This window comes from Gluconacetobacter dulcium, from assembly GCF_014174165.1.
Lineage (GTDB): Bacteria > Pseudomonadota > Alphaproteobacteria > Acetobacterales > Acetobacteraceae > Gluconacetobacter > Gluconacetobacter dulcium.
Genome location: NZ_JABEQN010000007.1, coordinates 61,386 through 85,921 on the forward strand (window position 1 = coordinate 61,386; position 24,536 = coordinate 85,921).

The window sequence follows — 24,536 nt, forward strand, 5'->3', positions numbered from 1 at the left end:
GTCTGTCAGGGCGAACCATCGGGATCAGGGCCTGCGTTGCTGACGGGTTCGCCCGAACAGGAGGGGGCTGGACCGAAGACGCGTTCACCGTGGCCGGAAGGGCCGCAGGCGGCTGGTCGCGTCGAACCGGCCACGAATTTACGACGTGGCCGGCCGGCGTCAAATAAAATCGGCAGCGTGTTGCCGTGTTGCCGTGTTACGGCGTGGCAGATGCCGGGTTGGGCTGGTTGTCGGTGCGGCGGATGAAGTCGGCGATGTTGTCGTGCAACTGGGTCAGGGCCGGGATGTTGGCGTAGACCATGTGGCCTGACTGGTACTGGCGGAATTCGATATTCTTCTGCAAGGCGGCCGGGATCGGCAGGTGGCGCATTTCGTAGACCCCTTCGTAATACGGGGTTGCCAGGTCGAAATAGCCGGCATTGAGCATGATTTTCAGGGTCGGGTTGGTCTTCATCGCCTCCGCGAGGTCGGGCATCACGTTGGCCGGGCCATCGGATTCGGTGCCGCCGCCGGCTGCGTGGTGGAAGTTCCAGTGCTGGATGTCGATTTCCGGACGATAGGTCAGGCCGTCACCGTAATTCAGCGTCTTGCGCACGTAGTCGTTGAACAGGGACACGTAAGCCGAACTGATGGCGGTCGATTGCGGGTCGTATTCGGCTTCCTTGCTCATCGGGTCCAGAGCGGGGCCGGAGAAGCGGGTGTCGAGGCGGCCGGTCGTCATGCCGTCGTCCGATTGCAGGGTCTTGGAGAATTCGCCGCCGTCGATGCGCAGGTCGGCGCGGCGGATATAGTCGGCGGGTAGGCCGGTATAGGCGTGCAGCCGCTCGATGATCCGTGCCCGGTCGGCATCGGGCAGGGCCGCGCCCTGCTGGAGCGCCGCCAGATAGTCGGTGCTGGCGAAATGCTCGACCTCGGCCAGGAACGCCTTCAGGTCCGCGGGCTGCTGCGGCAGCTTGTGGTGATACCAGGCGGTGGCGGCGTAGGTGGGCAGGGCCAGCACGAATGGTTCGTCCATGCCGGGATTCAGCGCCGGTTCGTCCACGCTGTTGTCGTAGCTGAGGATCTGCGACAGCAGGATGACGCCGTTGAAGTCGATATTTTCCTGATTTTGCAGGTCATTGACCAGAACGGCCGAGCGCATGGTGCCGTAGCTTTCGCCGAACAGATATTTCGGCGAGTTGTAGCGGCCGTATTTCGCCAGGAACTGGGTAATGAAGCTGGTGAAGGCCTGGCCGTCGGCATCCACGCCCCAGAACAGCTTTTCCTTGTCCTTGCCGTTGAGGCGGCCGAAGCCGGTGCCCGGTGCGTCGATGAACACCAGATCGGTGACGTCGAGCAGGCTTTGCGGATTGTCGATCAGCCGGTAGGGGCTGGCGGGGGTGTGGGTGTCGTCGTTCGTGACCACCCGGCGCGGGCCGAAGGCGCCCATATGCAGCCAGACCGAGGATGAGCCCGGCCCGCCATTATAGACGAAGGTGATGGGGCGGGAGTCCGGGCGGCTGTCCTTGCGGAAATAGGCGACATAGAACATCGACGCCGTGGCGTCGGGGTTGCCGTCGATGGCATGGGCGTCGCTGCCCGGCGTCTGGTGCTGGACGGTCTCGTCGGAATCGTCCCAACCATGGGGGTGCACGACCAATGTGCCGGCGACGGCCTGGTAGGCGACGGGTTTGCCGTCGATCGTGATCGTGCCGCTGCTGGTCCGTTCGATGGGTTGGGCGGGGTGGGCGGCATGGGCGGGATCGGGATGGGCCGCGTCCGGGTGGTCGATGGCGGCGCGGGCCGGCGACAGGCCCAGGCAGATGAGCGAGGCGGACAGCAGCAGGGTCAGGCGTGTGGTCAACGGTTCCTCCGGTTGGTCAGGGGGCCGGGCGTGCCGGTTCCCGCGGAGGCGGGGAGTCTCCGTGTGCGGCATCGGCGCGCCAGACAGCGTGATCGTGCATGGCGCGACCGTCATCACGCAATTTTTCCAGGTGCGCCAGCAGATTCAGTTCCGCCGCCCGGTGGAGGGAGGCCGGTATGGCGCGATAGACGCGTCGCATCATGTCGTCGAGCGTTGCGGGGCCTTGCCGCAGGGCGGCCAGGATTCTGTCCTCGCGCGAGAGGCGATGCGCGATCAGGGCGGAGATGCAGGTTTCGGGTGTGGAGATCGGCGCGCCGTGGGCCGGCAGCAGCAGGGACGGGGCCAGGGCGCTGATCCGTTCCAGCCCGTCGAGAAACTGGCGCACCGAGCCATCCGGTGCCGGCGGCACCATCGTCGTCGACCAGCCCATGATGTGATCGCCGGTGAAGACGATGCCCTCCGCCGTCAGGAAGCAGAGATGGTCGGTCGCATGGCCCGGCGTGTGCAGGGCGGTCAGTCCGGCCACCACCGACCCGTCGTCGAGCGCGATGTCCGGCGTGAAGGATGCGACCGCGCTGTGGCGGAAGCCGCAGACCGGCGCGCCTGTCATGCGGCCCAGCGGGCGGGCGCCCGTCAGGTGGTCGCGGTGGGTGTGCGTCAGCAGGATGTGCGTGATCCGGCCGCCCCCGGCTGCGAGGATCGCTTCGAGATGCGCGGGATGGTCCGAGCCGGGGTCGATGACGGCCGTGCCGCCGGGATGGTCGACCAGCCAGCTATTGGTGCCGTGCCCGGTCATGGGACCGGGATTGGGGGCGACGATACGCCGCAGCCCCGGCAGGTGCGCCGCCGCCATCAGGGGACGGCCCGTGGGCGGCGGTGGTTCGCGGACCTGCCAGGCGGGGCGCGGGCGGTCTTCGAGGCGCGTGGTCAGCCGAAGGCTCCGACATGGTGCATCACCGCGACGCTGGTTTCGCGCAGCAGGTTGAACAGGCGCAGCATGGGCACGAAGATTTCGGCATGTTCGCGGACATAGGCGCCTTCGGAGCGGGGGCCGTGGGGTTCGTGGTAGTCCAGGTCCAGGCCGCTGCGCGTGACCGAGGGGAAGACATGGTCCAGCTCGCGCAGGGCGGAGGGGATTTCCAGGCACAGCACGCGCGTTGTCAGGGCGTCGCGCGAGAAGGCGTTGCGCGGCGAGAAATAGGGGATGCGCGTCGATAGCAGCCAGATCTGTTCGATCATGGCGATGCGGATCGCGTGCAGCAGCTTTTCCTCGGTGCCCATGGCGGGGGCCTGTGCCCAGGCGCGGCGCAGGGCGAGATGATCGGACTGGATGCGGCGGAACATGGCCTGCGTGCTGGCCCAGAAATTCAGCCGTTCCAGCCCCTGCATCAGGACCAGATAGGCGTCGCGCCGGGCCGGGTCGGTTTCGGCCGTTGCGCGGTTGAGCCACATATCCGGGTCGAGCATGTAGATGACGGCGCGCAGCACCATGTCATCCGAATGGGCCAGGGCGTGGGCCGCGAAATCCAGCGCCCGGCGGAAGCGCGGGCTGCGGCCGAGAAATTCCTCGAATGTTTCGGGGTGGCGGGCGGAGGCGGTGCCGAGCCCCTGGATGGTGTTGGCGCACCAGCCGAGCTGCTGGAGGATCGCGTTGTTGGGGATGGCGCGCAACTGGCTGGGATGGCTGATGCGCGTGGTGGCGGCGCCGGCATCGCTCTGCCGGGCGGAAGGGCGCGAGCCGGTCTTGTCGATCAGGGACGGACCGAAGGCGCCCAGCAGCGCGGCATAGCCCGGATCTTCGACCAGGGTGGCCATGCCGGCACCGATGGTCGAGAAGAAATCGGCGGAGAAATCGGGCTCGTCATAGACCGGGTCGCGGTCGCGGGGCGGGTGGGCGAAGGCGTGCTCGGCGATGATGCTGATGGTGGCGTCGGCCAGCGCGCCCGTGCCGAACAGCAGGTAGCCGTCACCGCCCTGGAAGGCGGTTTCCTCGCGGATATGCACGCCTGCATCGGCGAAGGTGGCCCGTGCCTGCGGTGGCGACAGGTAGTCGAGCCGGTCGGTCAGGCGGAACGGGTGGGCGCCGCGACCGATGCTCTCGCCATGGGTGTCGAACAGGATGACCTCGACCTCCGTGAGGTCCCATCGCCGGAGCAGGTCGCAGATTTTCAGCCGCAGGCGCTCGATCAGATAGGTGGCGGCGAGCTGCCCGACATAGCGGCCGGAATCCGAATAGCCGAATTGCAGGCTCATCCGGCCGGTGCGGCGCAGATAGTCGCGCCAATGGGGCGAGCGCAGGGCTTCCTCGACGATATGGGCGCCATTTTCCAGAGCTTCCTGCGTTTCGAACAGCGGCGAGATCTCGACCTTGTCGGCGATGCCGAAGGTGCGGGCCAGCCAGAGGGCGGCCAGCAGCGTGTAGCCGCTTTCGGTCTCGGCGATCAGGAAGCGGACCGGACTTTCATTGTCGATGTGGCGGATGATCTGGCGCACCGTCATCATCAGGCGGGCGGCGGTTGCCTGCTCGACCAGCAGCGAGCCGAAATCGATTTCGACCGGCTGGGCCTGTTCCAGCGCGTCGTTGATCTGCGTGAGCAGGGCGCGGCGCTGCGACGGGTTGTCCGGATTGTCCTCGATCCCCAGCCGCTGGCGGGCGACATTGTGGATCTGGGTCGAGTTCAGCCGTACATGGGTATGGGCGGCACCCATGCCGTGGGCCAGCAGCCCGGCGCGGGCGATGGAGAGGGCCATCCGGTCGTCGGGCGGGGCGGCGTCGATGGCCTCCTGGAACGGGGCGGCCAGCACGCTGGCGGCGGGGATGGCCTCGTCGCCGCGCTCGATCAGCACCGCGGCGAAGGCGGCGACGGCTTCGGGCTGCACGGAGGTGCCGACCGGGCAGGCCTCGATCTGGGCGGTGACGGCTTCCAGCGCCCCGCCGACCCGTGCATGCAGGGTTTCGGCCAGGGGCAGCAGGGGGGCGATCTGCGCCTGGAGCCGCTCCAGTTGCAGTTTCTTCATCCGCAGCCGCAGGCGGATCGTGTCCCACCAGCCGATATCGGTGCGCCCGTCGGTGTCGTAGCCGACCCAACTGGTCAGGATCACCGGACGGGGGCTGAGGACCGACCATTCATGCGGCCAGCGGGCGCGGGCTTCGGCCAGCAGGGCGCCGGTCAGCCGGTCCAGCGCGTCGCGTCCGCGCAGGATCGCGGCCGAGGCGAGGGTAAATTCCTCTTCCAGGGTCGGCGGTGCGGCGCGGCGGTGGGTTTCCAGCTCCGGCAGGGGGGGCGGAGTGGCGGGATCGGCCGATGCCATCGTCGCCAGGAGCGCGTAGACCGGATTGGCCAGGGCGAAGGTCGGGTGGGCGGTGAAGACGGCCGCGAAGCGGCAGCGTTCCACGGTCTTGCGGAAGGCGCCGAAGGTGGGTGGCGTGCCCTCCGGCCCCGGTGCGGTGGCGACCGTGCGCGCGACCTCGCGCAGGCGGGTCGCGATCTGCGAATCGTCGGTGCCGTCGACATAGCGGCCCAGCCGGGCGGCCCGGGCGCGGAAGGCGTCGTCGCGCAACTGGCGCACCACGCCGTCGAGCATGTCGGTCGTGAGGGTACCGGCCGTCAGCCGCCGGCCGATTCGGCGCGCCAGGGTGATGATGGGATTGCCCGCGGACAGGTCCTCGGCTCCCGTGACCGATTGCCGTGCGAGGTCGAGCAGCATTTCCGCCGCGTCGCTGATGGAGGTGTCGGTCATTGCTGGCCTGTCTTTTCTGTAATCATCCGTGGCGTCACGCCCCGGCAGGGTTTCATGTTCGCGTTCCCATCGCAATCTCTGGCGGTGTCGATCACGCCGAATTTCGGTCGATGTGCCGCGAGGGGGCAGCGGGTTTCGTGGGCGGCGCTTGGGTCTGTGCGTGCGGAGTGGTATCGAGCAGGGGATGAAGACGACCCCCGATGCGGAAAACGCCATGTCCGATGCGGATCGGGCCGCCTGGCGGACATTGCGCCGATATCGCCTCGCGGCGGGCGGCCTTCTGGCCGGCATGGGGGTGCTGACCGTGGCGACCTGTGCCGCGCCGGCGGTCGGCCTGGTGGCCAATGCCCTGTGGCTCGATGTGTTGCGGTCGGGCGCGAAGGCCGGCGTGGTGGGCGGTCTGGCCGACTGGTTCGCCGTGACGGCGCTGTTCCGGCGGCCCATGGGGCTGCCGATTCCCCATACCGCCATCCTGCCCGCGCAGAAGGCGCGTCTGGGCGAGGCGCTGGGCCGTTTCGTGGCGACGCACGTCTTTACCGAGGCCGATGTGGCGGCTGCGCTGGAGCGGATCGACCTGCCCGGAATCGTGGCCGGCCTGCTGGATGACCCGGCGACCGCGCAGACTGTATGCCGTACGCTGGCCGGCGCCGCGCCCGCCGTGATGGCGCGGCTGGAGGATGGGCGGGCGGGATCGGCCGTGACGCGGATGCTGCCGCTGATTCTGGGCGGCGAGGACGTGGCGCCCGTGGTGGCGCGGACCTTGCGGGCGTTGGTGGAAGGCGATCGGCATCAGGAAGTGCTGTCGTTTCTGCTGGCGCGGCTGAAGGACGGGCTGAAGGCCAAGGAAGAATCGCTGCGTGCGATGATCGAGGACCGCGTGCGCGAGCAGGGGGGGCGGATTCTGGGCTGGGCCATCGGCGGCTCGATCGCGACCAAGGTGCTGATCGCGGTCAATCAGGAACTGGATCGGGTCGATCCGCAGAATTCGGACCTGCGCGAGGGCTTCACCACCTGGGTGCGCGGGGAGATCGACCGGATCGAGACCGACCCCGAGCGGCGCCGGGAGATCACGGGCGCGATTGCCGGCGTGATGACCCATGACAGTATCCGCGACTGGGGGAGCGATGTCTGGCGCCGGATGCGGCTGATGATCGAGGCCGACATGACCCGTTCGGATGGCTGGACGGCGTCGATCGTGCGGGACACGTTGCTGCGTCTGGCCGAGCAGATGCGTACCGACCAGGCGTTGCGCGAGCGTGTGGTCGGGTGGGCGCGCCGCATGATCCTGGGCAGCCTGCCTTTCGTACGCGAGCGGCTGTCGCGCTTCATTGCCGGGGTCGTGGCGGCCTGGGATACCGACATGCTGGTTTCGCGGCTGGAATTGCGGGTGGGCCGGGATTTGCAGTTCGTGCGGCTGAACGGCACGCTGGTCGGCTTCCTTGCCGGGGCCGTGCTGTCGCTGGCGCTGCATCTGATTTTCGGGGCGCAGGCGGGATGATCGGCCGCGTCAGGCGGACATGAAGGTCCGCCGTGCGCGGTTTGCACTTGACGATGGCGCCGTTGGGTATCATCTGGATCGTAAATCAGTACTGAATTGGTCCGCTATGGGGCGGGCCGGAATCCAGGGACGAAAAGGGGGGGCGGGTGCTGAGACTCTCGAAGCTGACCGACTATGCCGTCGTGGCCCTGGTGCGCCTGGCGCAGCAGGACGAGATGATGACCTCGCCTTCGCTGTCGCATGCCACGGGGATTCCCGAACCGACGGTGGCCAAGGTGCTGAAGATTCTGGCGGCCGACGAACTGGTGATTTCCCTGCGCGGCGCGCGTGGGGGATACCGTCTCGCGCGGCCGCTGCATGAAATTTCGGTGGCGCGGGTCATCACCGCCGTGGATGGGCCGATCTCGCTGACGGCATGCGTCGATGGCGGGGAGTGCGATGCGCGCACCCTGTGCGGCCTGTGCGGGCAGTGGGATGCGGTCAATGACGCGATCCGGGGGGCGTTGTCCTCGATCACGCTGGCCGACATGCAGACCCGCGGGCAGGCCGCGCGGGGACCGGGGGCCGGTTGCGCGGCCCATGACATATCCGCTGCCGGCCCGGCCGTCGCAGTCTGAGGGAGCAGGAAGACATGCCAGCGATTGCCGAAACCCGCGATGCGGTCGAGACTCTGGGCCAGTCCACCTACAAATGGGGCTTCGAGACCGAGATCGAGATGGACATGGCCCCCAAGGGCCTGACCGAAGACACGATCCGCCTGATCTCGCAGCGCAAGCAGGAGCCGGAATGGCTGCTGGAATGGCGGTTGAAGGCCTTCCAGGCCTGGCAGGCCATGACCGAGCCGACCTGGGCCAAGGTCAGCCATCCGCCGATCGATTTCCAGGACGCGCATTATTATGCCGCGCCGAAGAAGAAGCCGGGGCCGAAATCGCTGGAAGAGGTCGATCCGGAACTGCTGCGCACCTACGAAAAGCTGGGTATCCCGCTGCATGAGCAGGCGATGCTGGCCGGGGTGGAACTGCCCGAGGGGGAGACCGCGCGGCCGCCGGTGGCGGTGGATGCGGTGTTCGATAGCGTGTCGGTGGTGACCACCTTCCGTGAAACGCTGGCGAAGGCCGGCGTGATCTTCTGCCCGATTTCCGAGGCGGTGCGCGAGCACCCCGAACTGGTGCGCCGCTATCTGGGCAGCGTGGTGCCGGTGGCGGACAATTTCTATGCGGCGCTGAATTCGGCGGTCTTTACCGACGGGTCGTTCGTGTATGTGCCCAAGGGCGTGCGTTGCCCGATGGAGCTTTCGACCTATTTCCGCATCAATGCGCGCAATACCGGGCAGTTCGAGCGGACGCTGATCGTGGTCGAGGACGGGGCGTCGGTGTCGTACCTGGAGGGCTGCACGGCGCCGATGCGCGACGAGAACCAGTTGCACGCGGCGGTGGTCGAACTGGTGGCGATGGAAGATTCGTCGATCAAATATTCGACGGTCCAGAACTGGTATCCGGGCGACGAGCAGGGGCGCGGCGGGATCTATAATTTCGTGACCAAGCGCGGCGCGTGCCGGGGCGACCGGTCCAAGATTTCGTGGACGCAGGTCGAGACCGGATCGGCCATTACCTGGAAATATCCCTCCTGCATCCTTCAGGGCGACGGTGCGGTGGGTGAGTTCTATTCGGTCGCGGTGACCAATAATCATCAGCAGGCCGATACCGGGACCAAGATGATCCATCTGGGGCGCAATACGCGCTCGACGATCATCGCCAAGACCATCAGTGCCGGGCATTCCGACAGCACCTATCGCGGGCTGGTGCGGATGATGCCCAAGGCCGCCGGGGCGCGGAACTTTACCCAGTGCGACAGCCTGCTGATCGGCGACCAGTGCGGGGCGCATACCGTGCCCTATATCGAAAGCCGCAACCTGTCGGCCAAGATCGAACATGAGGCGACGACTTCGAAGATTTCGGAAGACCAGCTGTTCTATTGCCGCCAGCGCGGCCTGTCCGAGGAAGATGCGGTGGGCCTGATCGTGAACGGCTTCTGCAAGGACGTGCTGAAGGAACTGCCGATGGAATTCGCGGTCGAGGCCCAGAAATTGCTGCAGATCAGCCTTGAAGGCAGCGTCGGCTGAACGGAGATGAGTGACGTGAGCAACGAGTTTTTGCGGATTGCCGGCCTGTGCGCCAAGATTTCGGATAACGGCGCGGACAAGGAAATCCTGCGCGGCGTCGATCTGGAGATCCCGGCCGGTGAGGTCCATGCGATCATGGGGCCGAACGGGTCGGGGAAATCCACGCTCTCCTACGTTCTGGCGGGGCGCGAGGATTATGAGGTGACGGCGGGCAGCGCGACCTTCAAGGGCCAGGACCTGCTGGCGCTGGAGCCGGAAGAGCGCGCGGCGCTGGGGCTGTTCTTGGCCTTTCAGGCACCTGTCGAACTGCCGGGCGTCAATAACGCGAACTTCCTGCGTACCGCCGTGAATGCGGTGCGCCGTGCGCGCGGGCAGGAAGAACTGGACGCGGTGGCCTTTCTGAAGGCGGTGCGGCAGGAGACGAAGCATCTGTCGATGTCCGACGACATGCTGAAGCGCAATGTGAATGTCGGCTTTTCGGGTGGCGAGAAGAAGCGCAACGAAGTGCTCCAGATGCGTATGCTGAACCCGTCCTTCGCCATTCTGGACGAGACGGACAGCGGGCTGGATATCGATGCGCTGCGGATCGTGGCCGAGGGTGTGAATTCGCTGCGGGCGCCGGATTTTTCGGCGCTGGTCATTACCCATCATCAGCGGCTGCTGGATTACATCGTGCCGGACCGCATCCATGTGATGGCGCGCGGGCGCATCATCCATAGTGGCGGGCCGGAACTGGCGAAGCAGCTTGAGGCCCAGGGCTATGCCCGTTTCCTGGCGGAGGCCGCGTGAACGCGATCGCGCCCGTCGGCGTCAGCGCCGCTGCGTTCCTGAACCGCTATGCCGGCGGGGAGGGGAATGCCACGCGCGCCCAGGCGGCCGACCTGCTGCGCAAGGCGGGCCTGCCGCGCGCGGGGGTCGAGGCGTGGAAATACACGTCGCTGCGGACGCTGGCGGATATCGCGTTTGCCGGCGCGCCGGTGCGGGCCGATGCGGCGGCGGTCGATGCCCTGCTGGCCGAGGCCGAGCGGGCTTATGCACTGGATGCCGGCCTGTCGCGCGCGGTGATGGTGAACGGGCGTTTCGCGCCCGGCCTGTCGCGCCTGCCGGACGGGGTGTCGGTGGCGCGTTTCGCGGCGGACGCGGATCTGGCGCCGCATGACGATGTGGCCAGTGCGCTGAATGCGCTGCTGGCGGAAGACGGGCTGACGCTGACGGTAGCGCCCGGTGTCGATGCCGGGCGGATGGCGCTGCTGTCGGTCGTGGTGGCGCCGGATGGTGTCGCGCTGTCGGTTCATCCCCGGCACCGGATCGTGCTGGGGGCGGGGGCGCGCCTGTCGGTGCTCGATCTGTCGGTCGGGCGTGGCGATTATCTGAACAATCCGGTGCTGGATGTCGCGGTTGCGGAAGGCGGGCATCTGATCCACGCCAAGTTGCAGACCGAGGACCCGGTTGCCCGGCATCTTGCGGTGGTTCATGCCGAGGTCGCGGGTGACGCGTCCTATGACAGTTTCACCCTGACGCTGGGGGCGGCGCTGGCGCGGCACGAAGTGCATGCCAGGCTGACGGCCGAGGGTGGCATCGTGCATGTCAATGGCGCGCAGTTGCTGGACGGACGGCAGGTGGCCGACCTGACCAGCGTGATTACCCATGCCGCGCCGGCGTGCAATTCGCGCCAGACGGTGAAGAACGTGCTGGCGGGCCATGCGCGGGGCGTCTTTCAGGGCAAGATCCTGGTCGAGCGTGTTGCGCAGAAGACCGATGGCTACCAGATGAATCAGGCCCTGCTACTGTCGGATACCGCCGAGATCGACGCCAAGCCGGAACTGGAAATCTATGCCGACGACGTGCGGTGCAGCCACGGCGCGACCGTGGGGGCGCTGGATGCGGAGCAGCTTTTCTACCTGCGCAGCCGGGGGGTGGCGGGCGATGAGGCCCGGGCGATTCTGGTCAAGGCGTTTCTGCACGACGCGGTGGAACTGATGGGCGACGAGGCCCTGCGGGCGGTGCTGGACCGCGCGGTCGAGACCTGGTGGAACCGAAAGGACGCATGATTATGGATGTCCCGCCCGTGGTGATGCTCGACCCCATCGATTCGCTGCGCGACCGGCGTGCCGATTTCCCGATCCTGGGCGAGACGGTGCATGGCCGGCCGCTGGTCTTTCTGGACAGCGCGGCCTCCGCGCAGAAGCCCGTCCAGGTGATCGATGCGATGGGCGACGCCATGCGCACGCAATACGCCAACATCCATCGCGGCCTGCACTGGATGAGCGAGCGTACCACCGACGCCTATGAGGCGGTGCGTGGCCAGGTGGCCGGGCTGATCGGGGCTCCGGCGCGGGAAGAGGTGATCTTTACCCGCAACAGCACCGAGGCGATCAATCTGGTTGCCTACTCCTTCGGCAGCCTGATGCGGCCTGGGCAGGCGGTGGTGATTTCGGAGATGGAGCACCATGCCAATCTGGTGCCGTGGCAGATGCTGCGGGACCGGACGGGCATTGAACTGCGCGTGGCGCCGATCACCGATGACGGCGACCTCGAACTGGATGCGCTGGAGCGTCTGCTGGCGGACGGCAAGGTGGCGCTGGTGGCCGTGACCCACATGTCGAACGTGCTGGGGACCGTGACGCCGGCGCGGCGGATTGCCGATATCGCCCATGCGGCGGGGGCGCGCGTGCTGTTCGACGGCAGTCAGTTCGTCGTGCATCGCCGGGTCGATGTGCAGGCGATCGATGCCGATTTCTATACTTTTACCGGCCACAAGCTGTATGGCCCGACCGGGATCGGCGTGTTGTGGGGGCGGCGGGAGTTGCTGGATGCCATGCCGCCTTTCATGGGTGGCGGGGACATGATCTCCACCGTGACCTTCGAGCACTCCACCTGGGCCGGCCTGCCGCATAAATTCGAGGCCGGTACGCCTGCGATCATCGAGACGATCGGGCTGGGGGCGGCGATCAGCTACATTGAGGCCATCGGGTATGAGGCCATCGCGGCGCATGAGGCGGCGCTGGTCGCATATGCGTTGCCGCGTCTGGCCGAGGTGCCGGGCCTGCATGTGGTGGGAGCGCCTGCCGAGCGCGGGGGTGTGATTTCGTTTACGATGGATGATGTGCATCCGCACGACATCGCCACCCTACTGGATCGCAACGGGATTGCGGTGCGGGCGGGCCATCATTGCGCCGAGCCGCTGATGCGGCGCCTGGGGCTCTCCGCCACCGCGCGCGCCAGTTTCGCACTGTACACGACGCGCGAGGAGGTGGATGCCCTGGTATCGACGCTGACGCAGATCCGCGGCTTTTTCGTCTGAGACGGGCACGATGGATCGGGACGGGCTCTACCAGCGGCAGGTGATCGAACGGGCGCGTGCGCCCGCTCATGCCGGCCCGCTGGAAGGGGCGACCGGGCGGGGCGAAGGAACGAACCCGATGTGCGGCGACCGGGTGCGCATCGGGATATGGTTTGATGGCGACGGGCGGATCGGGACCGTGCGCCATCAGGCCAGGGGATGTGCGATCTGCCTGGCTTCGGCCGACATGATGGCCGAACTGGCGGTGGGGCAGGACCAGGGCGGGGCCGTGACGATGGGACGGAGTTTCGCCGCCCTGTTGCAGACCGGGCAGGATGGCGGGGTTCGTCCGGAACTGATGGTTTTCGCGCCCTTGCGGCAGCATCGGTCGCGCATCCGCTGCGCGACGTTGGCGTGGTCGGCGCTGGAAGCTGCGTTGACCGGGACCCCGGCGGAAGACTCGAAGGACGGATGAGGCGGGAATGATGGTTGAGACCGACAGGATGGCCGCGATGGAAGAGACCGGGAACGGGGCGGCGGGGCATGGCTTCTCGTTCGATGCGCCGCCGGCCGGCGACAGCCCCTCGGTGGCAGGCTGGACGCCTGATGGCCAGCCGGCGGCGGAAGCGGCCGTTGCGGTGCCTGACGAGGAGGCGGTGATCGCGGCGATCGCCACCGTCTTCGATCCGGAAATTCCGGTGAATATCTATGAACTGGGTCTGATCTACGCCATCGACCTGCATCGTGACGGCACGGTGCGTGTTGAAATGACGCTGACGGCGCCCAATTGTCCGAGTGCGCAGGAACTGCCGGCCCAGGTGCAGGAAGCGGTTCGTACCGTCCCCGGCGTGACCGATGCGACGGTCGAGATCGTCTGGGACCCGCCGTGGGACATGTCGCGCATGAGCGACGATGCCCGCCTCAGCCTGAACATGTTCTGACACGTCGCGGCGGGGTGCCATGCCCGCCGGGATCGGGAGATTGCCAATGACTGTTTCCAGCAATGCGACGACCGCATCGCCCACCCCTTCCAGGCGGGCTCTGCCGCCCCTGATGGCGCTGTCCGACCGGGCGGCCGATCGGCTGCGGGCGTTGTACGCCACGGCCCATGCCGGGCAGTTGCTGCGGATCGCGATCTCGACCAAGGGTTGTTCGGGCCATGCCTACGACATGAGTTTCGTCGAGGCGGCCGGGCCGGGGGACGAAGTGGTGACCGACAAGGGCGTGACCGTTCTGGTCGACCGCAAGGCGACGCTGTTCCTGATCGGCACGACGATGGATTATGAGGTCAAGCAGCTCGAATCCGGCTTTACCTTCAATAATCCGAACGAGAAGGGCCGCTGCGGCTGCGGCGAAAGCTTCCACGTCTGAATGCGGCGTCTCCGGGCGATGGGCTGCCGTCATGCGGTCTGAATCCGGATTGTACAGGCCGCGAGACGTGCTCTTTCCCTGAGTGGATGGGCGAGCCGCCGATGGCGGTGGGAAGGAGCGAAAGAGCATGAAGGTTCTCATCTGTTCCGATTCCGGGCGCGTTGCCGAACTGGCGGCGCAGCTGCTGGCCGGACAGGTGCGCGGCAAGCCGGATTCCGTCCTTGGACTGGCGACGGGGCGGACGATGGAGAGCATCTACCGTCGGCTGGTCGGAATCGCCGGCGCGGATGGCATCGATTTTGGTGCGGTGACCACCTTCAATCTCGATGAATATGTCGGCCTGTCGGGTGAACAGGCGCAGTCTTACCGCCATTACATGCGCGCGCATCTGTTCGGGCACGTCAATCTCGACACTGCGCGAACCCATGTTCCCGATGGCGCGGCGCGGGATGCCGATGCGGAAGCGCGGGCCTATGAAGCGCGGATTGCCGGGGCGGGCGGGATTGATTTGCAGCTTCTCGGTCTGGGAGAGAACGGACATATCGGCTTCAACGAGCCGTTGTCCGCGCTTGCCAGTCGTACCCGCGTCGTTACCCTGGCGCGGGCGACGCTGGTGCAGAATGCGGGACTGTTCGACGGTGATCCGGCCCGCGTGCCGACGCGGGCCATCACGATGGGAACGGGTACGATCCTGGAGGCGCGCAAGGCGCTGATGGTCGTGACCGGTGCCCGGAAGGCCGGGATCGCCGCACAGGCCATCGAGGGGCCGGTCAGCGCCTCGGTGCCGGGATCTGCCCTGCAATGTCACCCCGATTGCATCGTCCTTCTCGATCCGGCGGCGGCGTCCGCGTTGAAGCTGCGCGACGCGATCGAATGGCAGATGCGTCATGATGCGGAACTGCTCGCGATTCAGGCGCTCGGCCGGTAAGACATTGATGGCGCGGGACTCTGGGCGGTGCGATATCCCTTGGGCGGGTCGCGTCGTGGCGGTATCCGCGGAGCGTTCCAGGAGAGGATGAGCATGGCGTTTTCGACCGCGCGCGCGGCCCTGGTCGGGTCTTCGCTGCTGGCTGCGATGATGGTCGTTCCGGCGTGGGCGGCGCCCTCGGGCGAACAGCCGGTGGTGGCGCAGTCCGTGGCTCCCGCGCTGATGCCGCTTCCGTCTTCGGCGACCTTCTCCAACGGTGCGCTTCCCTTGCCCGAGGGGTTTGCCGTGGTGTGGGGGCGTCCGCCTTCTGCGATGCTGCGCGCGGCGGCCGGGCGTTTTCTGCGCCGTGCCGATGCGCTCGCGGGGCGGGTGTTGCCTGTGGCGGCTCGCCCGGCCGGCCCCACGGCGGGGCCGGTTGCGCTCCGGATCGATGCCGGGCTGGATGCGGGCTGGCTGAGCACGCGGGCGAAGGAGGATTACCGGCTGGTGGTCGGCCCCGACGGCGTGACGCTGACGGCCGGTGGTCCTGATGGGGTGCTCCATGGTCTGGCGACCCTCGCGCAACTGATTGTGCGGGATGAAAACGGCCCGAAGATCGGTTTTGCGACCATTGCGGATCATCCCCGTTTCGTCTGGCGCGGGATCATGATCGATACGTCGCGCCATTTCGTGACGGTCGAGACCATCAGGCGCCAGATCGACGCGATGGAGATGCTGAAACTCAACGTTCTGCACCTGCATCTCAGCGACGGCACCGGCTTTCGGGTGGAGAGCCATGTGCTGCCGGAACTGACCGCGAAGGGATCGCACGGCCAATATTATACCCAGGCGCAGATCCGCGATCTGGTGGCTTATGCGGCGGATCGGGGTATTCGCATCGTGCCGGAATTCGATCTGCCCGGCCATGCCCTGGCCGTGCTGCTGGCCCATCCGGAACTGGCGGCCACCCATCCGGTCGATCCGGAGCCGAAGAACAAGAACACGGCCGCGCTTGATCCCACCCTGCCGGAGACGCTGCGCCTTGTGCGCCGGCTCTACGGTGAGATGGGGCGGCTGTTTCCGGATGCCTATTTTCATGCCGGTGGCGACGAGGTCGAGCCGGACGAATGGATGAAGAATCCGAAGATCGTGGCCTGGATGAAGGCGCATGGCGATACCACGCCGCAGGCCCTCCAGGCGGGGTTTACCGTCCAGGTGCAGAAGATCCTGGCCGCGCAGGGGAAGGTCATGGTCGGGTGGGATGAGGTCAGCGAGGCCGCCATTCCATCCGACGTGGTGGTCGATGTCTGGCGGAGTTCGAAATTCATCGCATCCGCGACCGCGGGCCATCATCCGGTTATCGTTTCTGCCGGATATTATCTCGATCTGCTTCAGCCGGCCGGGCAGCATTATCTGGTCGACCCGTACGATCCGGCTGCGAACGGCGTGACCCGAGAGCAGGCTGACAGATTGCTGAAGAAGGGGATGCGCCCCGATCTGGTGAATGCGTTCCTCAAGGAGCCGGCCCCCCCGCCGCTGACCGGGGAGCAGAAAGCCTTCGTCCTTGGGGGCGAAGCCCCGTTGTGGGCGGAACTCGTGACCGACGAGATGCTCGATGCGCGGATCTGGCCGCGTGCCGCCGCGATTGCCGAACGGTTCTGGTCGCCTGCCGAGGTGCGGGATGTCGATGACATGTATCGTCGCCTCGCGGTGGTGAATGCCACGCTTCAGATCACGGGATTGCAGGCGGAGGCGAACCGGTGGCGCATGGCGGCGCGGCTCTCGCCCGGCGCGGTCGATCCGGTCATGGTGCTGGCCAGTGCGACGGTGCCGCTGCGTAATTACAACATGAACCGTTATGTGGGACGCCATGGCAGGAGGCTGGATGAGATCGGGGAAGTGGCGTCGCCCGATCCGGCGCCGGCGCTGCGGTTCTCGATGCTGGTGACGCGCTATGTGTCGGGCGACCGCACGGTGGTGCCGGCACTCCGGCGGCAGCTTGTGGCGTGGCGCGACAATGATGCGGCGTTTGCTCCGGTGGCGTATGTCCGTGGTCTGTCCGAGGCGCGGGTGACCTCCCGCCATCTCGCGGTGATCGCCCAGGTTGGGTTGAGGGCGCTCGATGGCAAGCCGACGCTCTCTGCCGAGGAGAAGGAGATTTTCGACCAGGAAGATGCGGCCATCAACAGTTCCGCCGATGTCTCCGGTTCATCAGGTGGCCCCGCGAGCCTGCCGCCCGCGGGGCTGATGATCGCGGTCGAACCGGCGGTGAGGAAACTTCTCGGCCCGTCATGAGGATATGGGGGAGGGGAGCAGGATGATTCTTCCCCCGGTCACGTCAGGTCCGTCTTATGTTGCCGCGTAGGTATAAGGGCCGCCTCGTTCCAGTGCCCGCCTCCAGGCCGGCCTTGCGTGGATACGACGCAGAAACGCCCCGACATGGAGAAGATGCCGCGCTGCTCCCGTTCGGGCGGATGCGGCCTCCAGTGGAAAACTCATCTGGATATCCGCCGCGCTGAACGAATCTCCGGCAAACCAGCCGGTCGGCGTCAGCGATTCTTCCCAGAAGGCCGTGTGACGCTTGATTTCGGGGTCCAGAAGCTGGGTCTGCATCCCCTTCGCGATGAGGGAGGCGAAGGGGCGAAGCACGAATGGCACGCGGGATGGCAGCATCCCGAAGATCAGCTTCATCACCAGCGGCGGCATGGCCGATCCTTCCGCGTAATGCAGCCAATAGATGAAACTGCGATATTCCGGGGTTCCGGCAGGAGGGCGCAGGTGGCCTTTATCATGTTCATCGAGAAGATATTCGATGATGGCTCCGCTTTCCGCGAGTGTGACGTGGCCTTCCGTGATGATCGGCGACTTGCCCAGCGGGTGGATTTTCCGGAGTTCCGGCGGCGCTTGCATCGTTCGAGGATCGCGTTTGTAGAAGCGTATCTCGTATGGCACGCCGAGTTCTTCGAGCAGCCAGAGCACACGTTGCGAGCGGGAATTTTCGAGATGATGCACGATGATCATGAGAGGCCGTCCTTGTCGCGTCCTTTTTTCAGGCGCGGTCTGGAGCATCGGGACTCGTGATAACGTCGGACGGCGTGGGGGCGTTCATGTTGCTGGTGTGACCGTGACCGTGGGCGCGCCGCGTCGGAGACGCCAGGCGACGGATTCCGTTTTTCAGAGGCGGTTTTAAAAGCTCTGGTGGCAGGCGCTTAGTCTGTCCGCTTCCAGGGGGTGAACGGGACTGGAAAAATCATTGTCATAGCGGTGATCGGCTTTGTGCTGACGAACACGGCCTCGGCCGGATAAACGCGGGGCTGGAAAGAGAAATCATAGGGTTTGTCGCCATTGTTCTGCACGAGGCTGAATGTCTTGCCGGCTTCGGTCACGGACAGTTCGGATTGGGGCGGCAGGGTGATGGTGACCGTCTTCGCGTCCGGTAGAAAGGCTGACATGAGGAGGCCGGCCTTGCGGCTTATTTGGTGATCGAGCCGCGATAACCATGCTCTGGCGTCGTTGCCCGTGAAACGGGGCGCCGGTGGCGGGTCCATGCTGACCGTCGCCTGAAACCGGATCTCCTGGCCTTTGGACAGGGCCGCCACGACATTCGGGTTTTCCGCCTGCAAGGCGGGGTCGGCCGGGAGGACGATTTCATTGTCGCCTCTGGGAAACAGGGAGACATGGCCCTGTTTCGCATCGAGAAAAATATGGGCGTCTTCGGGTTGACGGTCGCCGGGCTCCAGCAGCGCCCGGACGTGCAGGTGCAGACCCGTCGGGTGGCCGTCTTTCAGGCCAATGGCGTTCATCGTATCCGTCATGCGGCCTAGATTCGACAGCACGACATGATGAAACGCACCGCGAATGGCGATATCTTCAGCCGATGCGGGTGAGGCAACGAACAGCCAGGCGGGCAGAGCGGCCAAGAACCTCAAGCGCATTCCTGTATCCTTTACCCGGCGTTGTGTGACGACGATCCTGTAACTGTCCATCGGATATCGGTCGGCATGACGATTGATATCATTACTTGCGATGGTACGTATGCTGCCGCCGGCGACTGATTCCATAGCGATGCGGCATTATGCCTGAAATGTTACCTCGAATACCTGTTGTCGTTCTGGAGATTAATAATATTTTACTTTAAACGCGATCATCGCCCCAGCATTTTTCAAGCATTATGTGGCCGATATGAAGCGGTAACATCTTGATGCGGGTTCGGCCTCATGCTCTTTCGACGGCATTGTCGACTGTCCGGGCCGGATCATGGTCCAGGCGAATTTCCGAGCGCGGACATCCATGTCATGCAGGGCCTGGACGACCACAACACGTAATCGGCGCGCGATTGCGCGCTGGGGAGAATATGATTTGATCCGGACGAAACTTCACGGTGCCGCGAAGCGCCGTGTCAGGACCATGATGCTGCTGGGCACGGCGTGCCTTGCCGGCGTGCTGGCGGGGACGCAAGCGCAGGCCGCCGCGACCATGACGGCGCCCGCGACGCCGAGCGTGCCCGCGATGGCGCAGGGGTCGTGGGGCTTCGACCTGCCCGGCCGCAATCTTTCGGTAAAGCCGGGCGATAATTTCTTCGATTATGCCAACGGCACCTATGTCGATCATCTGGTCATTCCGCCGGATCGGACAAGCTGGGGGCCGTTCAACGAACTTGCGGAACTGTCGCGCACGCGGGTGCAGGCGATCCTGAAGGACGTATCGTCCCAGCCCGAGGCGAATCCCACGACGATCGAAGGCAAGCTCGGCACGTTCTATGCCTCGTTCATGGATGAGGCAGCCGTCGAGGCGCTGGGCGCCAAGCCGCTGGCGGCCGACCTGGCGGCGATCCGCGCCGTGCATGACGCCGCATCCTTCGCCGCCCTTGCGGCGAAGGCGCAGGAGACATTCCAGTCCTCGCCGTTCTCGCTCATGATCCAGCCCGATGCCAAGGACCCGACGCGGTACGCGCTCGATCTGGACCAGGCGGGCCTGGGCATGCCGGATCGCGATTATTATTCCAAGCCGTCTTTCGCCGCGAAGAAGACCGCGTATCTGGCCTATGTCGAGCAGATGCTCGGCCTGATCGGCTGGCCCGACGCGAAGCAGGCCGCCTCCGACATCGTCGCCCTTGAGACGGCGATTGCGAAAGTGCACTGGGCGCGCGACGAGATGCGCGATCCGGAGAAAAGCTACAACCCGCGCACCGTGCAGCAGCTTCAGAAGGACGCGCCCGGCTTCGACTGGCCGACATGGCTGAAGGCGGCGGGCATCCCCGAGGCGGGCCTTGCGCAGCGCGTCCTGATCGCGGGCGAGCCGAGCGCGATCGCGGGGGAGGCGAAGATCCTCGGCGCGACGGATATCGCGACCCTGCGGGCCTGGCTTGCATTCCATCTGGCGGACAATGCGGCCCCCGACCTGTCGAAGTCGTTCGTCGATGCGTGGTTTGCCTTCAATGGCAAGACCCTGTCCGGCCAGCCGCAACTGCCGGTGCGCTGGAAGCGTGCGGTGGGGGCGACGAGTTCCGCGATGGGGTGGGCGATCGGCCGCGTCTATGTCGCGCGTTATTTCCCGCCGGAAAGCAAGGTGGAGATGGGGCATCTGACGGATGCGCTGAAGACCGCGTTCCATGTCCGTCTGGAACATAATAGCTGGATGGGGCCGGCCACCCGCGCCGCCGCGCTGCGCAAGCTGGACAATTTCACCATCCAGATCGGCTACCCCACCAAGTGGCGCGACTATGGCACGCTGGAGGTCCACAAGGGCGACGTGTATGGCAATGCCACGCGGGCGGTCGCCTTTGAATGGCAGTACTGGCTTGGCCATCTGGGCAAGCCGGTCGATCGCGATGAGTGGGACATGACGCCGCAGACGGTGAATGCCTACAATATGCCGGTCTTCGACGAGATCGTGTTCCCCGCCGCCATTCTTCAGCCGCCCTTCTTCAACCCGAAGGCGGATGCGGCGATCAATTATGGCGCGATCGGCGGTGTGATCGGGCATGAGATGACTCACTCCTTCGATGATGAAGGCCGCAAGTTCGACGAGCATGGGCGGCTGCGCGACTGGTGGACCAAGGCGGATGCCGTGCGGTTCCAGAAACTCGCGGACCGGCTGGGCGCGCAGTACGACGCCTTCGAGGTGCTGCCGGGCGTGCATGTGAACGGCAAGCTGACGATGGGCGAGAACATCGCCGATCTGGGCGGGCTGACGCTGGCGCTCGATGCCTATCATGCCTCGTTGCACGGCAAGCCGGCCCCGGTGATCGACGGGTTGACCGGCGACCAGCGGGTGTTTCTCGGCTGGGCGCAGGTCTGGCGCGAGAAGGTGCGTGACGATGCCGTTCGCCAGGAAATCGTGGTCGATCCGCATTCGCCGCCGGTCGCGCGCGTCAATATCCCGATGCACAATATCGACGCCTGGTACGCTGCATGGGCCGTCGAGGCCGGGCAGAAGCTTTATCTCAAGCCCCAGGACCGCGTGAAGATCTGGTAACGCAAGACCGGCCGGGCAGAGCCCGGCCGGTTCGCATGGGGATATTCACATCAGGTCCGGATCGCTTCAGGTTGAGGCGATCCGGGCCTGATTTTTTTTGGATGGGCGATTCGCGTTTCCGGAGCGGCCTGGAACGATCAGGCCCCGTGCGGTTTATCGCGGGCGGCGGCGTGGGGCGGGCGGGGCGCTGAAAACGCAGACGGCTTCGACTTCGGTCGACCACAGGAACTGGTCGATGACCGTTACGCCGTCCAGCCGGTATCCCGCCGCCTTCAGCCCGGCGGTGTCGCGGGTCAGGGCCTGTGGGTTGCAACTGACATAGATGATCCGGGCCGGCTTGCCGTCGATGATCTGCGCCATCTGGGCGCCCGCACCCATATAGGGGGGATCGAGGACGATGGCGCTGGCTTCGGCGATCTGGCGGGCCATGATCGGCTGGCGGTTCAGGTCGCGCTGTTCGGCGACGACGCGGGTGCCGCTGGTCGCGCGGCGCATGGCGGCGACCGCGTCGGGATGGCCTTCGAACGCCAGGACCCGGGCCTTCTCGCTGAGTGCAAAAGAGAGGGTTCCGCAGCCGGCATACAGTTCGATGATCGCGTCGCGGCGCGCCAGTTTGCGCGGCAGCGCGGCCAGGACCGCTGCAATGATCGCGGCTTCGCCCTCGCGACTGGGTTGGAGGAAGGCCCCGGAAGGGGGGGCGACGGAGATACCCGAGAACAGGTGATGCACCGGTCCGGTCTGGGCGGCGGTCTCCGGTGTGTCGGTGCTGCCAGTGCGGCGCCAGGCGATGCGGGGGATGCGCTGGCTGCGCGCGAATTCCGCCAGTTTGGCGCGATCGCTCGGCTCCAGGGGACCGTCGGTTGCCAGCAGCAGGTCCGGCCCCGAGTCGAGGAGGTTGATCAGCACGTCGCCGTTCTGCCGCAATGCGCCCAGCGAGCGGGTGACCTCGCGCAACGCGGGGAGGAGGGCGAACAGCGCGGGGGCGAGAATCGGGCAGGTCGTCAGATCGACCACGTCCCCGCGCCGTGCGTGCAGGCCGATTGCCACGCCGTCCGGCCGGCGGCGGATCGCCAGATCGACGCGCCGCCGGGATGCGGGCGGGCTCTGGAATCGCGCGGTGACGAGGGGCTCGGCAAAGCCGGCGCGCTCCAGGGCATGGACGACCGTTTCGCTCTTCCACGCCAGCGCGGCGGGGAGGAACAGATGCTGGATGGCACAGCCGCCGCATTGCCCGAACAAGGAGCAGGGCGGCTCTACCCGGTCCGGGCTGGGGCGCAGGACCGACAGCAGGTGGGCCGAACGGGCATCGAACGGTTCGACACGGACATGTTCGCCCGGCAGGGCGCCGGGAACGAACAGGGGGTCGCCGTTCGGCATGCGGGCCAGACCGTCGCCGTCCGCTCCGAGTGCGCTGATTTCGATTTCGGTGTTCATCAGGGTCTTATATCCAGATCGTCCCGGCCGGTCTGCGTCGGCCAGGACGCCCGGAACTCAGAGCCTGACTGGCATATGGGCTGGTGAGCGGGAGCGATCGTGGCCGCTCCGGCGTGGGTGTTTTACGTATCGGAGCCGCCTTGATCGGCTTGGGCGCCGATACATTGCATGTGCGCGCTGGATCGCTGCCCGCGCGCACATGCGGTCGGGCGCTCAGGCCGGTTCGTCGGCCGTATGGGTGCTCTCGTCGTCAGCCGAGGGCGTGATCGTGAACTGTCGGCGGGGCAGCAGCATGAAGGCGGGGACCTCCGTGCCGAAGCCTGTGACCGGATTGCCGTTTGCCTGCACGGTGGCGTCTTCGAGTTCGCGCTCCCGATGATGGCGTGGCGGCGCGGGCTTGCGCGCTGGCGGCGGCGCGGCGGCGGTTTCGGGTGCGGGGCTGGCCTCGGCCGGTGCGGCGGGAGCAGCGGCCGAACGGGCGGGTTTGGGGCCGCGACGGTCGTCCTTCTCCCGGCCGCGTCCGCGACCCTTGCCCCCACGGGGACGCGCTTCCTCGGACCAGTCGAGCTGGGTCACGCCTTCGACCGCCAGACGCGGAATCGGGTGGCCGATCAGCTTTTCGATCGCTTCGGCCAGGCCCCGGTCATGCGGCGAGGCCAGGCTGTAGGCGTGGCCGGTGCGGCCGGCGCGGCCGGTGCGGCCGATCCGGTGCACATAATCTTCGGCATGGAACGGCAGGTCGAAATTGAAGACGTGCGACAGGCCGCCGATATCGATGCCGCGCGCCGCGACGTCGGAGCAGACCAGGAATTTGAGGTCGCCGGCCTTGAAGCGCTCAAGCGTCGAGAACCGGACCGACTGCGGCAGGTCGCCATGCAGCGCGCCGGCCGAGAAACCGTGCTTGACCAGCGATTTGCACAGCACGTCGACATCGCGCTTGCGATTGCAGAAGATGATGGCGTTCTGCACCGCGTCGTCGCGCAGCATCTGGCGCAGCACGCGCCGCTTGTCGTCCTCGTCGACCACCACCAGTCCGGCCTCGATGGTCGTGGCGACGGAGGATGGGCGGCTGACGGTGATTTCCTTGGGGTTTTGCAGGAACATGTCCGCCAGGCGCCGGATTTCCGGCGCCATGGTGGCGGAGAAGAACAGCGTCTGCCGCAGGGGCGACAACATGCCGACGATCTTCTCGATATCGGGGATGAAGCCCATATCGAGCATGCGGTCGGCTTCGTCGATCACCAGCAGGCGGGTCTGGGTCAGCAGCAGGCCGCCGCGCTCGAACAGGTCGATCAGCCGGCCCGGAGTCGCGATCAGCACGTCGACGCCGCGATTCAGCACGTCCTTCTGCTCGGCCATGCTCTCGCCGCCGATCAGCAGCGCGTGGTTCAGCTTGAGATATTTGCCGTATTTGACGAAATTCTCGGCCACCTGGAGCGCCAGTTCGCGCGTCGGCTCCAGGATCAGCGAGCGCGGCATACGAGCCCGTGCCCGGGAGCCCGACAGGATTTCGAGCATCGGCAGGGTGAAGCCGGCGGTCTTGCCGGTGCCGGTCTGGGCCACGCCCAGCACGTCTCGGCCCATCAGCACATACGGGATGGCCTGGGCCTGAATCGGCGTGGGGTGGATGTAGCCGGCTTCGTCGATGGCACGCTGGATCGGCTCGGACAGGCCAAGATCGGAAAAGAGCGGCTGTGCGGCGGCTTCGGCCGGCTCGTCGGGAGTGTCCACGGTACCGGAAGCGGACAGCGCGCCACCGGGGGAGCCGGCGTCCGTGTCAGGTGGGACAATGGAGACGGGATGGGCTGCGGCGTCAGGTTCGGCCGAAGCGGAGGCATTCGTCTTGGCGCTCAAAATTCT

Annotated in this window: 19 protein-coding genes; 12 read left to right on the plus strand and 7 right to left on the minus strand. The window is 66.3% G+C overall.

Features of this window, described 5'->3' with window-relative positions:
• Positions 1–196 precede the first annotated feature (196 nt).
• The 3 genes from HLH25_RS07600 to HLH25_RS07610 form a co-directional block, all read right to left on the minus strand.
• The gene (locus HLH25_RS07600; protein ID WP_182973486.1) at positions 197–1,843 is read right to left on the minus strand and encodes a S10 family peptidase; all 1,647 of its coding nucleotides are present in this window, start codon (positions 1,841–1,843) and stop codon (positions 197–199) included.
• A gap of 16 nt (positions 1,844–1,859) precedes the next feature.
• On the minus strand, positions 1,860–2,696 hold the full coding sequence (locus HLH25_RS07605; RefSeq protein WP_182973487.1) for an MBL fold metallo-hydrolase: 837 nt from the start codon (positions 2,694–2,696) through the stop codon (positions 1,860–1,862).
• Between the two features lie 74 nt (positions 2,697–2,770).
• Positions 2,771–5,584: a phosphoenolpyruvate carboxylase gene (locus HLH25_RS07610; RefSeq protein WP_182973488.1), complete on the minus strand. Its 2,814-nt coding sequence runs from the start codon at positions 5,582–5,584 to the stop codon at positions 2,771–2,773.
• A gap of 184 nt (positions 5,585–5,768) precedes the next feature.
• On the opposite strand from HLH25_RS07610, the gene HLH25_RS07615 reads away from it, so the two are divergent.
• From HLH25_RS07615 to HLH25_RS07665, 11 genes are all read left to right on the plus strand, one after another.
• Positions 5,769–7,082 (plus strand): DUF445 domain-containing protein, encoded by a 1,314-nt coding sequence (locus tag HLH25_RS07615; RefSeq protein ID WP_182973489.1) that lies wholly within the window; start codon positions 5,769–5,771, stop codon positions 7,080–7,082.
• A gap of 146 nt (positions 7,083–7,228) precedes the next feature.
• Positions 7,229–7,699, plus strand: a complete 471-nt coding sequence (locus tag HLH25_RS07620; protein WP_182973490.1) for an SUF system Fe-S cluster assembly regulator — start codon at positions 7,229–7,231, stop codon at positions 7,697–7,699.
• Between the two features lie 14 nt (positions 7,700–7,713).
• Positions 7,714–9,204: a Fe-S cluster assembly protein SufB gene (gene sufB, locus HLH25_RS07625; protein WP_182973491.1), complete on the plus strand. Its 1,491-nt coding sequence runs from the start codon at positions 7,714–7,716 to the stop codon at positions 9,202–9,204.
• 6 nt (positions 9,205–9,210) lie between these two features.
• Positions 9,211–9,993 carry a Fe-S cluster assembly ATPase SufC gene (gene sufC, locus HLH25_RS07630; RefSeq protein ID WP_174787926.1) on the plus strand — a complete coding sequence of 261 codons (783 nt, stop codon included), beginning with the start codon at positions 9,211–9,213 and terminating at the stop codon, positions 9,991–9,993.
• Entirely contained in the window at positions 9,990–11,255 is a 1,266-nt protein-coding gene (gene sufD / locus HLH25_RS07635) for a Fe-S cluster assembly protein SufD (protein WP_182973492.1), read from the plus strand. Before sufC ends, sufD begins: the two co-directional genes overlap by 4 nt.
• A 2-nt stretch (positions 11,256–11,257) precedes the next feature.
• On the plus strand, positions 11,258–12,508 hold the full coding sequence (locus HLH25_RS07640; RefSeq protein ID WP_182973493.1) for a cysteine desulfurase: 1,251 nt from the start codon (positions 11,258–11,260) through the stop codon (positions 12,506–12,508).
• A 10-nt stretch (positions 12,509–12,518) separates the two neighbouring features.
• Complete coding sequence (gene sufU, locus HLH25_RS07645) at positions 12,519–12,962, plus strand: Fe-S cluster assembly sulfur transfer protein SufU (protein ID WP_182973494.1); 444 nt, start codon at positions 12,519–12,521, stop codon at positions 12,960–12,962.
• Between the two features lie 37 nt (positions 12,963–12,999).
• Positions 13,000–13,428, plus strand: a complete 429-nt coding sequence (locus HLH25_RS07650) for an SUF system Fe-S cluster assembly protein (protein ID WP_246401671.1) — start codon at positions 13,000–13,002, stop codon at positions 13,426–13,428.
• A gap of 46 nt (positions 13,429–13,474) precedes the next feature.
• Positions 13,475–13,858, plus strand: coding sequence for a HesB/IscA family protein (locus HLH25_RS07655; protein ID WP_182973496.1), 384 nt, complete (start codon positions 13,475–13,477; stop codon positions 13,856–13,858).
• A gap of 127 nt (positions 13,859–13,985) precedes the next feature.
• The gene (gene nagB, locus HLH25_RS07660; RefSeq protein ID WP_182973497.1) at positions 13,986–14,786 is read left to right on the plus strand and encodes a glucosamine-6-phosphate deaminase; all 801 of its coding nucleotides are present in this window, start codon (positions 13,986–13,988) and stop codon (positions 14,784–14,786) included.
• 93 nt (positions 14,787–14,879) lie between these two features.
• Positions 14,880–17,060 (plus strand): beta-N-acetylhexosaminidase, encoded by a 2,181-nt coding sequence (locus HLH25_RS07665; RefSeq protein WP_246401613.1) that lies wholly within the window; start codon positions 14,880–14,882, stop codon positions 17,058–17,060.
• 54 nt (positions 17,061–17,114) lie between these two features.
• Here the strand turns inward: HLH25_RS07665 and HLH25_RS07670 are convergent, their stop codons facing one another.
• Together HLH25_RS07670 and HLH25_RS07675 are read right to left on the minus strand one after the other, a co-directional pair.
• Positions 17,115–17,786 carry a glutathione S-transferase gene (locus tag HLH25_RS07670; RefSeq protein ID WP_182973576.1) on the minus strand — a complete coding sequence of 224 codons (672 nt, stop codon included), beginning with the start codon at positions 17,784–17,786 and terminating at the stop codon, positions 17,115–17,117.
• Between the two features lie 188 nt (positions 17,787–17,974).
• Positions 17,975–18,826, minus strand: a complete 852-nt coding sequence (locus tag HLH25_RS07675; RefSeq protein WP_182973498.1) for a hypothetical protein — start codon at positions 18,824–18,826, stop codon at positions 17,975–17,977.
• A 346-nt stretch (positions 18,827–19,172) separates the two neighbouring features.
• Between HLH25_RS07675 and HLH25_RS07680 the strand changes: the two genes are divergently transcribed.
• Positions 19,173–21,242 carry a M13 family metallopeptidase gene (locus tag HLH25_RS07680; protein ID WP_375288964.1) on the plus strand — a complete coding sequence of 690 codons (2,070 nt, stop codon included), beginning with the start codon at positions 19,173–19,175 and terminating at the stop codon, positions 21,240–21,242.
• 153 nt (positions 21,243–21,395) lie between these two features.
• On the opposite strand, the gene HLH25_RS07685 is transcribed toward HLH25_RS07680, so the two are convergent.
• Positions 21,396–22,676, minus strand: a complete 1,281-nt coding sequence (locus HLH25_RS07685; RefSeq protein ID WP_182973500.1) for a class I SAM-dependent RNA methyltransferase — start codon at positions 22,674–22,676, stop codon at positions 21,396–21,398.
• A gap of 213 nt (positions 22,677–22,889) precedes the next feature.
• A complete protein-coding gene (locus HLH25_RS07690; protein WP_310889071.1) occupies positions 22,890–24,407 on the minus strand; it encodes a DEAD/DEAH box helicase in 1,518 nt (505 codons plus the stop codon).
• Between the last annotated feature and the right edge of the window lie 129 nt (positions 24,408–24,536).

Coding starts and splice junctions, on each gene's coding strand:
- HLH25_RS07605 (WP_182973487.1), bottom strand. CDS start 2,696: ATGGCGGCGGCGCACCTGCCGGGGCTGCGGCGTATCGTCGCCCCCAAT.
- HLH25_RS07610 (WP_182973488.1), bottom strand. CDS start 5,584: ATGACCGACACCTCCATCAGCGACGCGGCGGAAATGCTGCTCGACCTC.
- HLH25_RS07615 (WP_182973489.1), top strand. CDS start 5,769: ATGAAGACGACCCCCGATGCGGAAAACGCCATGTCCGATGCGGATCGG.
- sufB (WP_182973491.1), top strand. CDS start 7,714: ATGCCAGCGATTGCCGAAACCCGCGATGCGGTCGAGACTCTGGGCCAG.
- sufC (WP_174787926.1), top strand. CDS start 9,211: ATGAGTGACGTGAGCAACGAGTTTTTGCGGATTGCCGGCCTGTGCGCC.
- HLH25_RS07640 (WP_182973493.1), top strand. CDS start 11,258: ATGGATGTCCCGCCCGTGGTGATGCTCGACCCCATCGATTCGCTGCGC.
- sufU (WP_182973494.1), top strand. CDS start 12,519: ATGGATCGGGACGGGCTCTACCAGCGGCAGGTGATCGAACGGGCGCGT.
- HLH25_RS07650 (WP_246401671.1), top strand. CDS start 13,000: ATGGAAGAGACCGGGAACGGGGCGGCGGGGCATGGCTTCTCGTTCGAT.
- HLH25_RS07655 (WP_182973496.1), top strand. CDS start 13,475: ATGACTGTTTCCAGCAATGCGACGACCGCATCGCCCACCCCTTCCAGG.
- nagB (WP_182973497.1), top strand. CDS start 13,986: ATGAAGGTTCTCATCTGTTCCGATTCCGGGCGCGTTGCCGAACTGGCG.
- HLH25_RS07665 (WP_246401613.1), top strand. CDS start 14,880: ATGGCGTTTTCGACCGCGCGCGCGGCCCTGGTCGGGTCTTCGCTGCTG.
- HLH25_RS07670 (WP_182973576.1), bottom strand. CDS start 17,786: ATGATCATCGTGCATCATCTCGAAAATTCCCGCTCGCAACGTGTGCTC.
- HLH25_RS07675 (WP_182973498.1), bottom strand. CDS start 18,826: ATGGAATCAGTCGCCGGCGGCAGCATACGTACCATCGCAAGTAATGAT.
- HLH25_RS07680 (WP_375288964.1), top strand. CDS start 19,173: ATGATGCTGCTGGGCACGGCGTGCCTTGCCGGCGTGCTGGCGGGGACG.
- HLH25_RS07685 (WP_182973500.1), bottom strand. CDS start 22,676: ATGAACACCGAAATCGAAATCAGCGCACTCGGAGCGGACGGCGACGGT.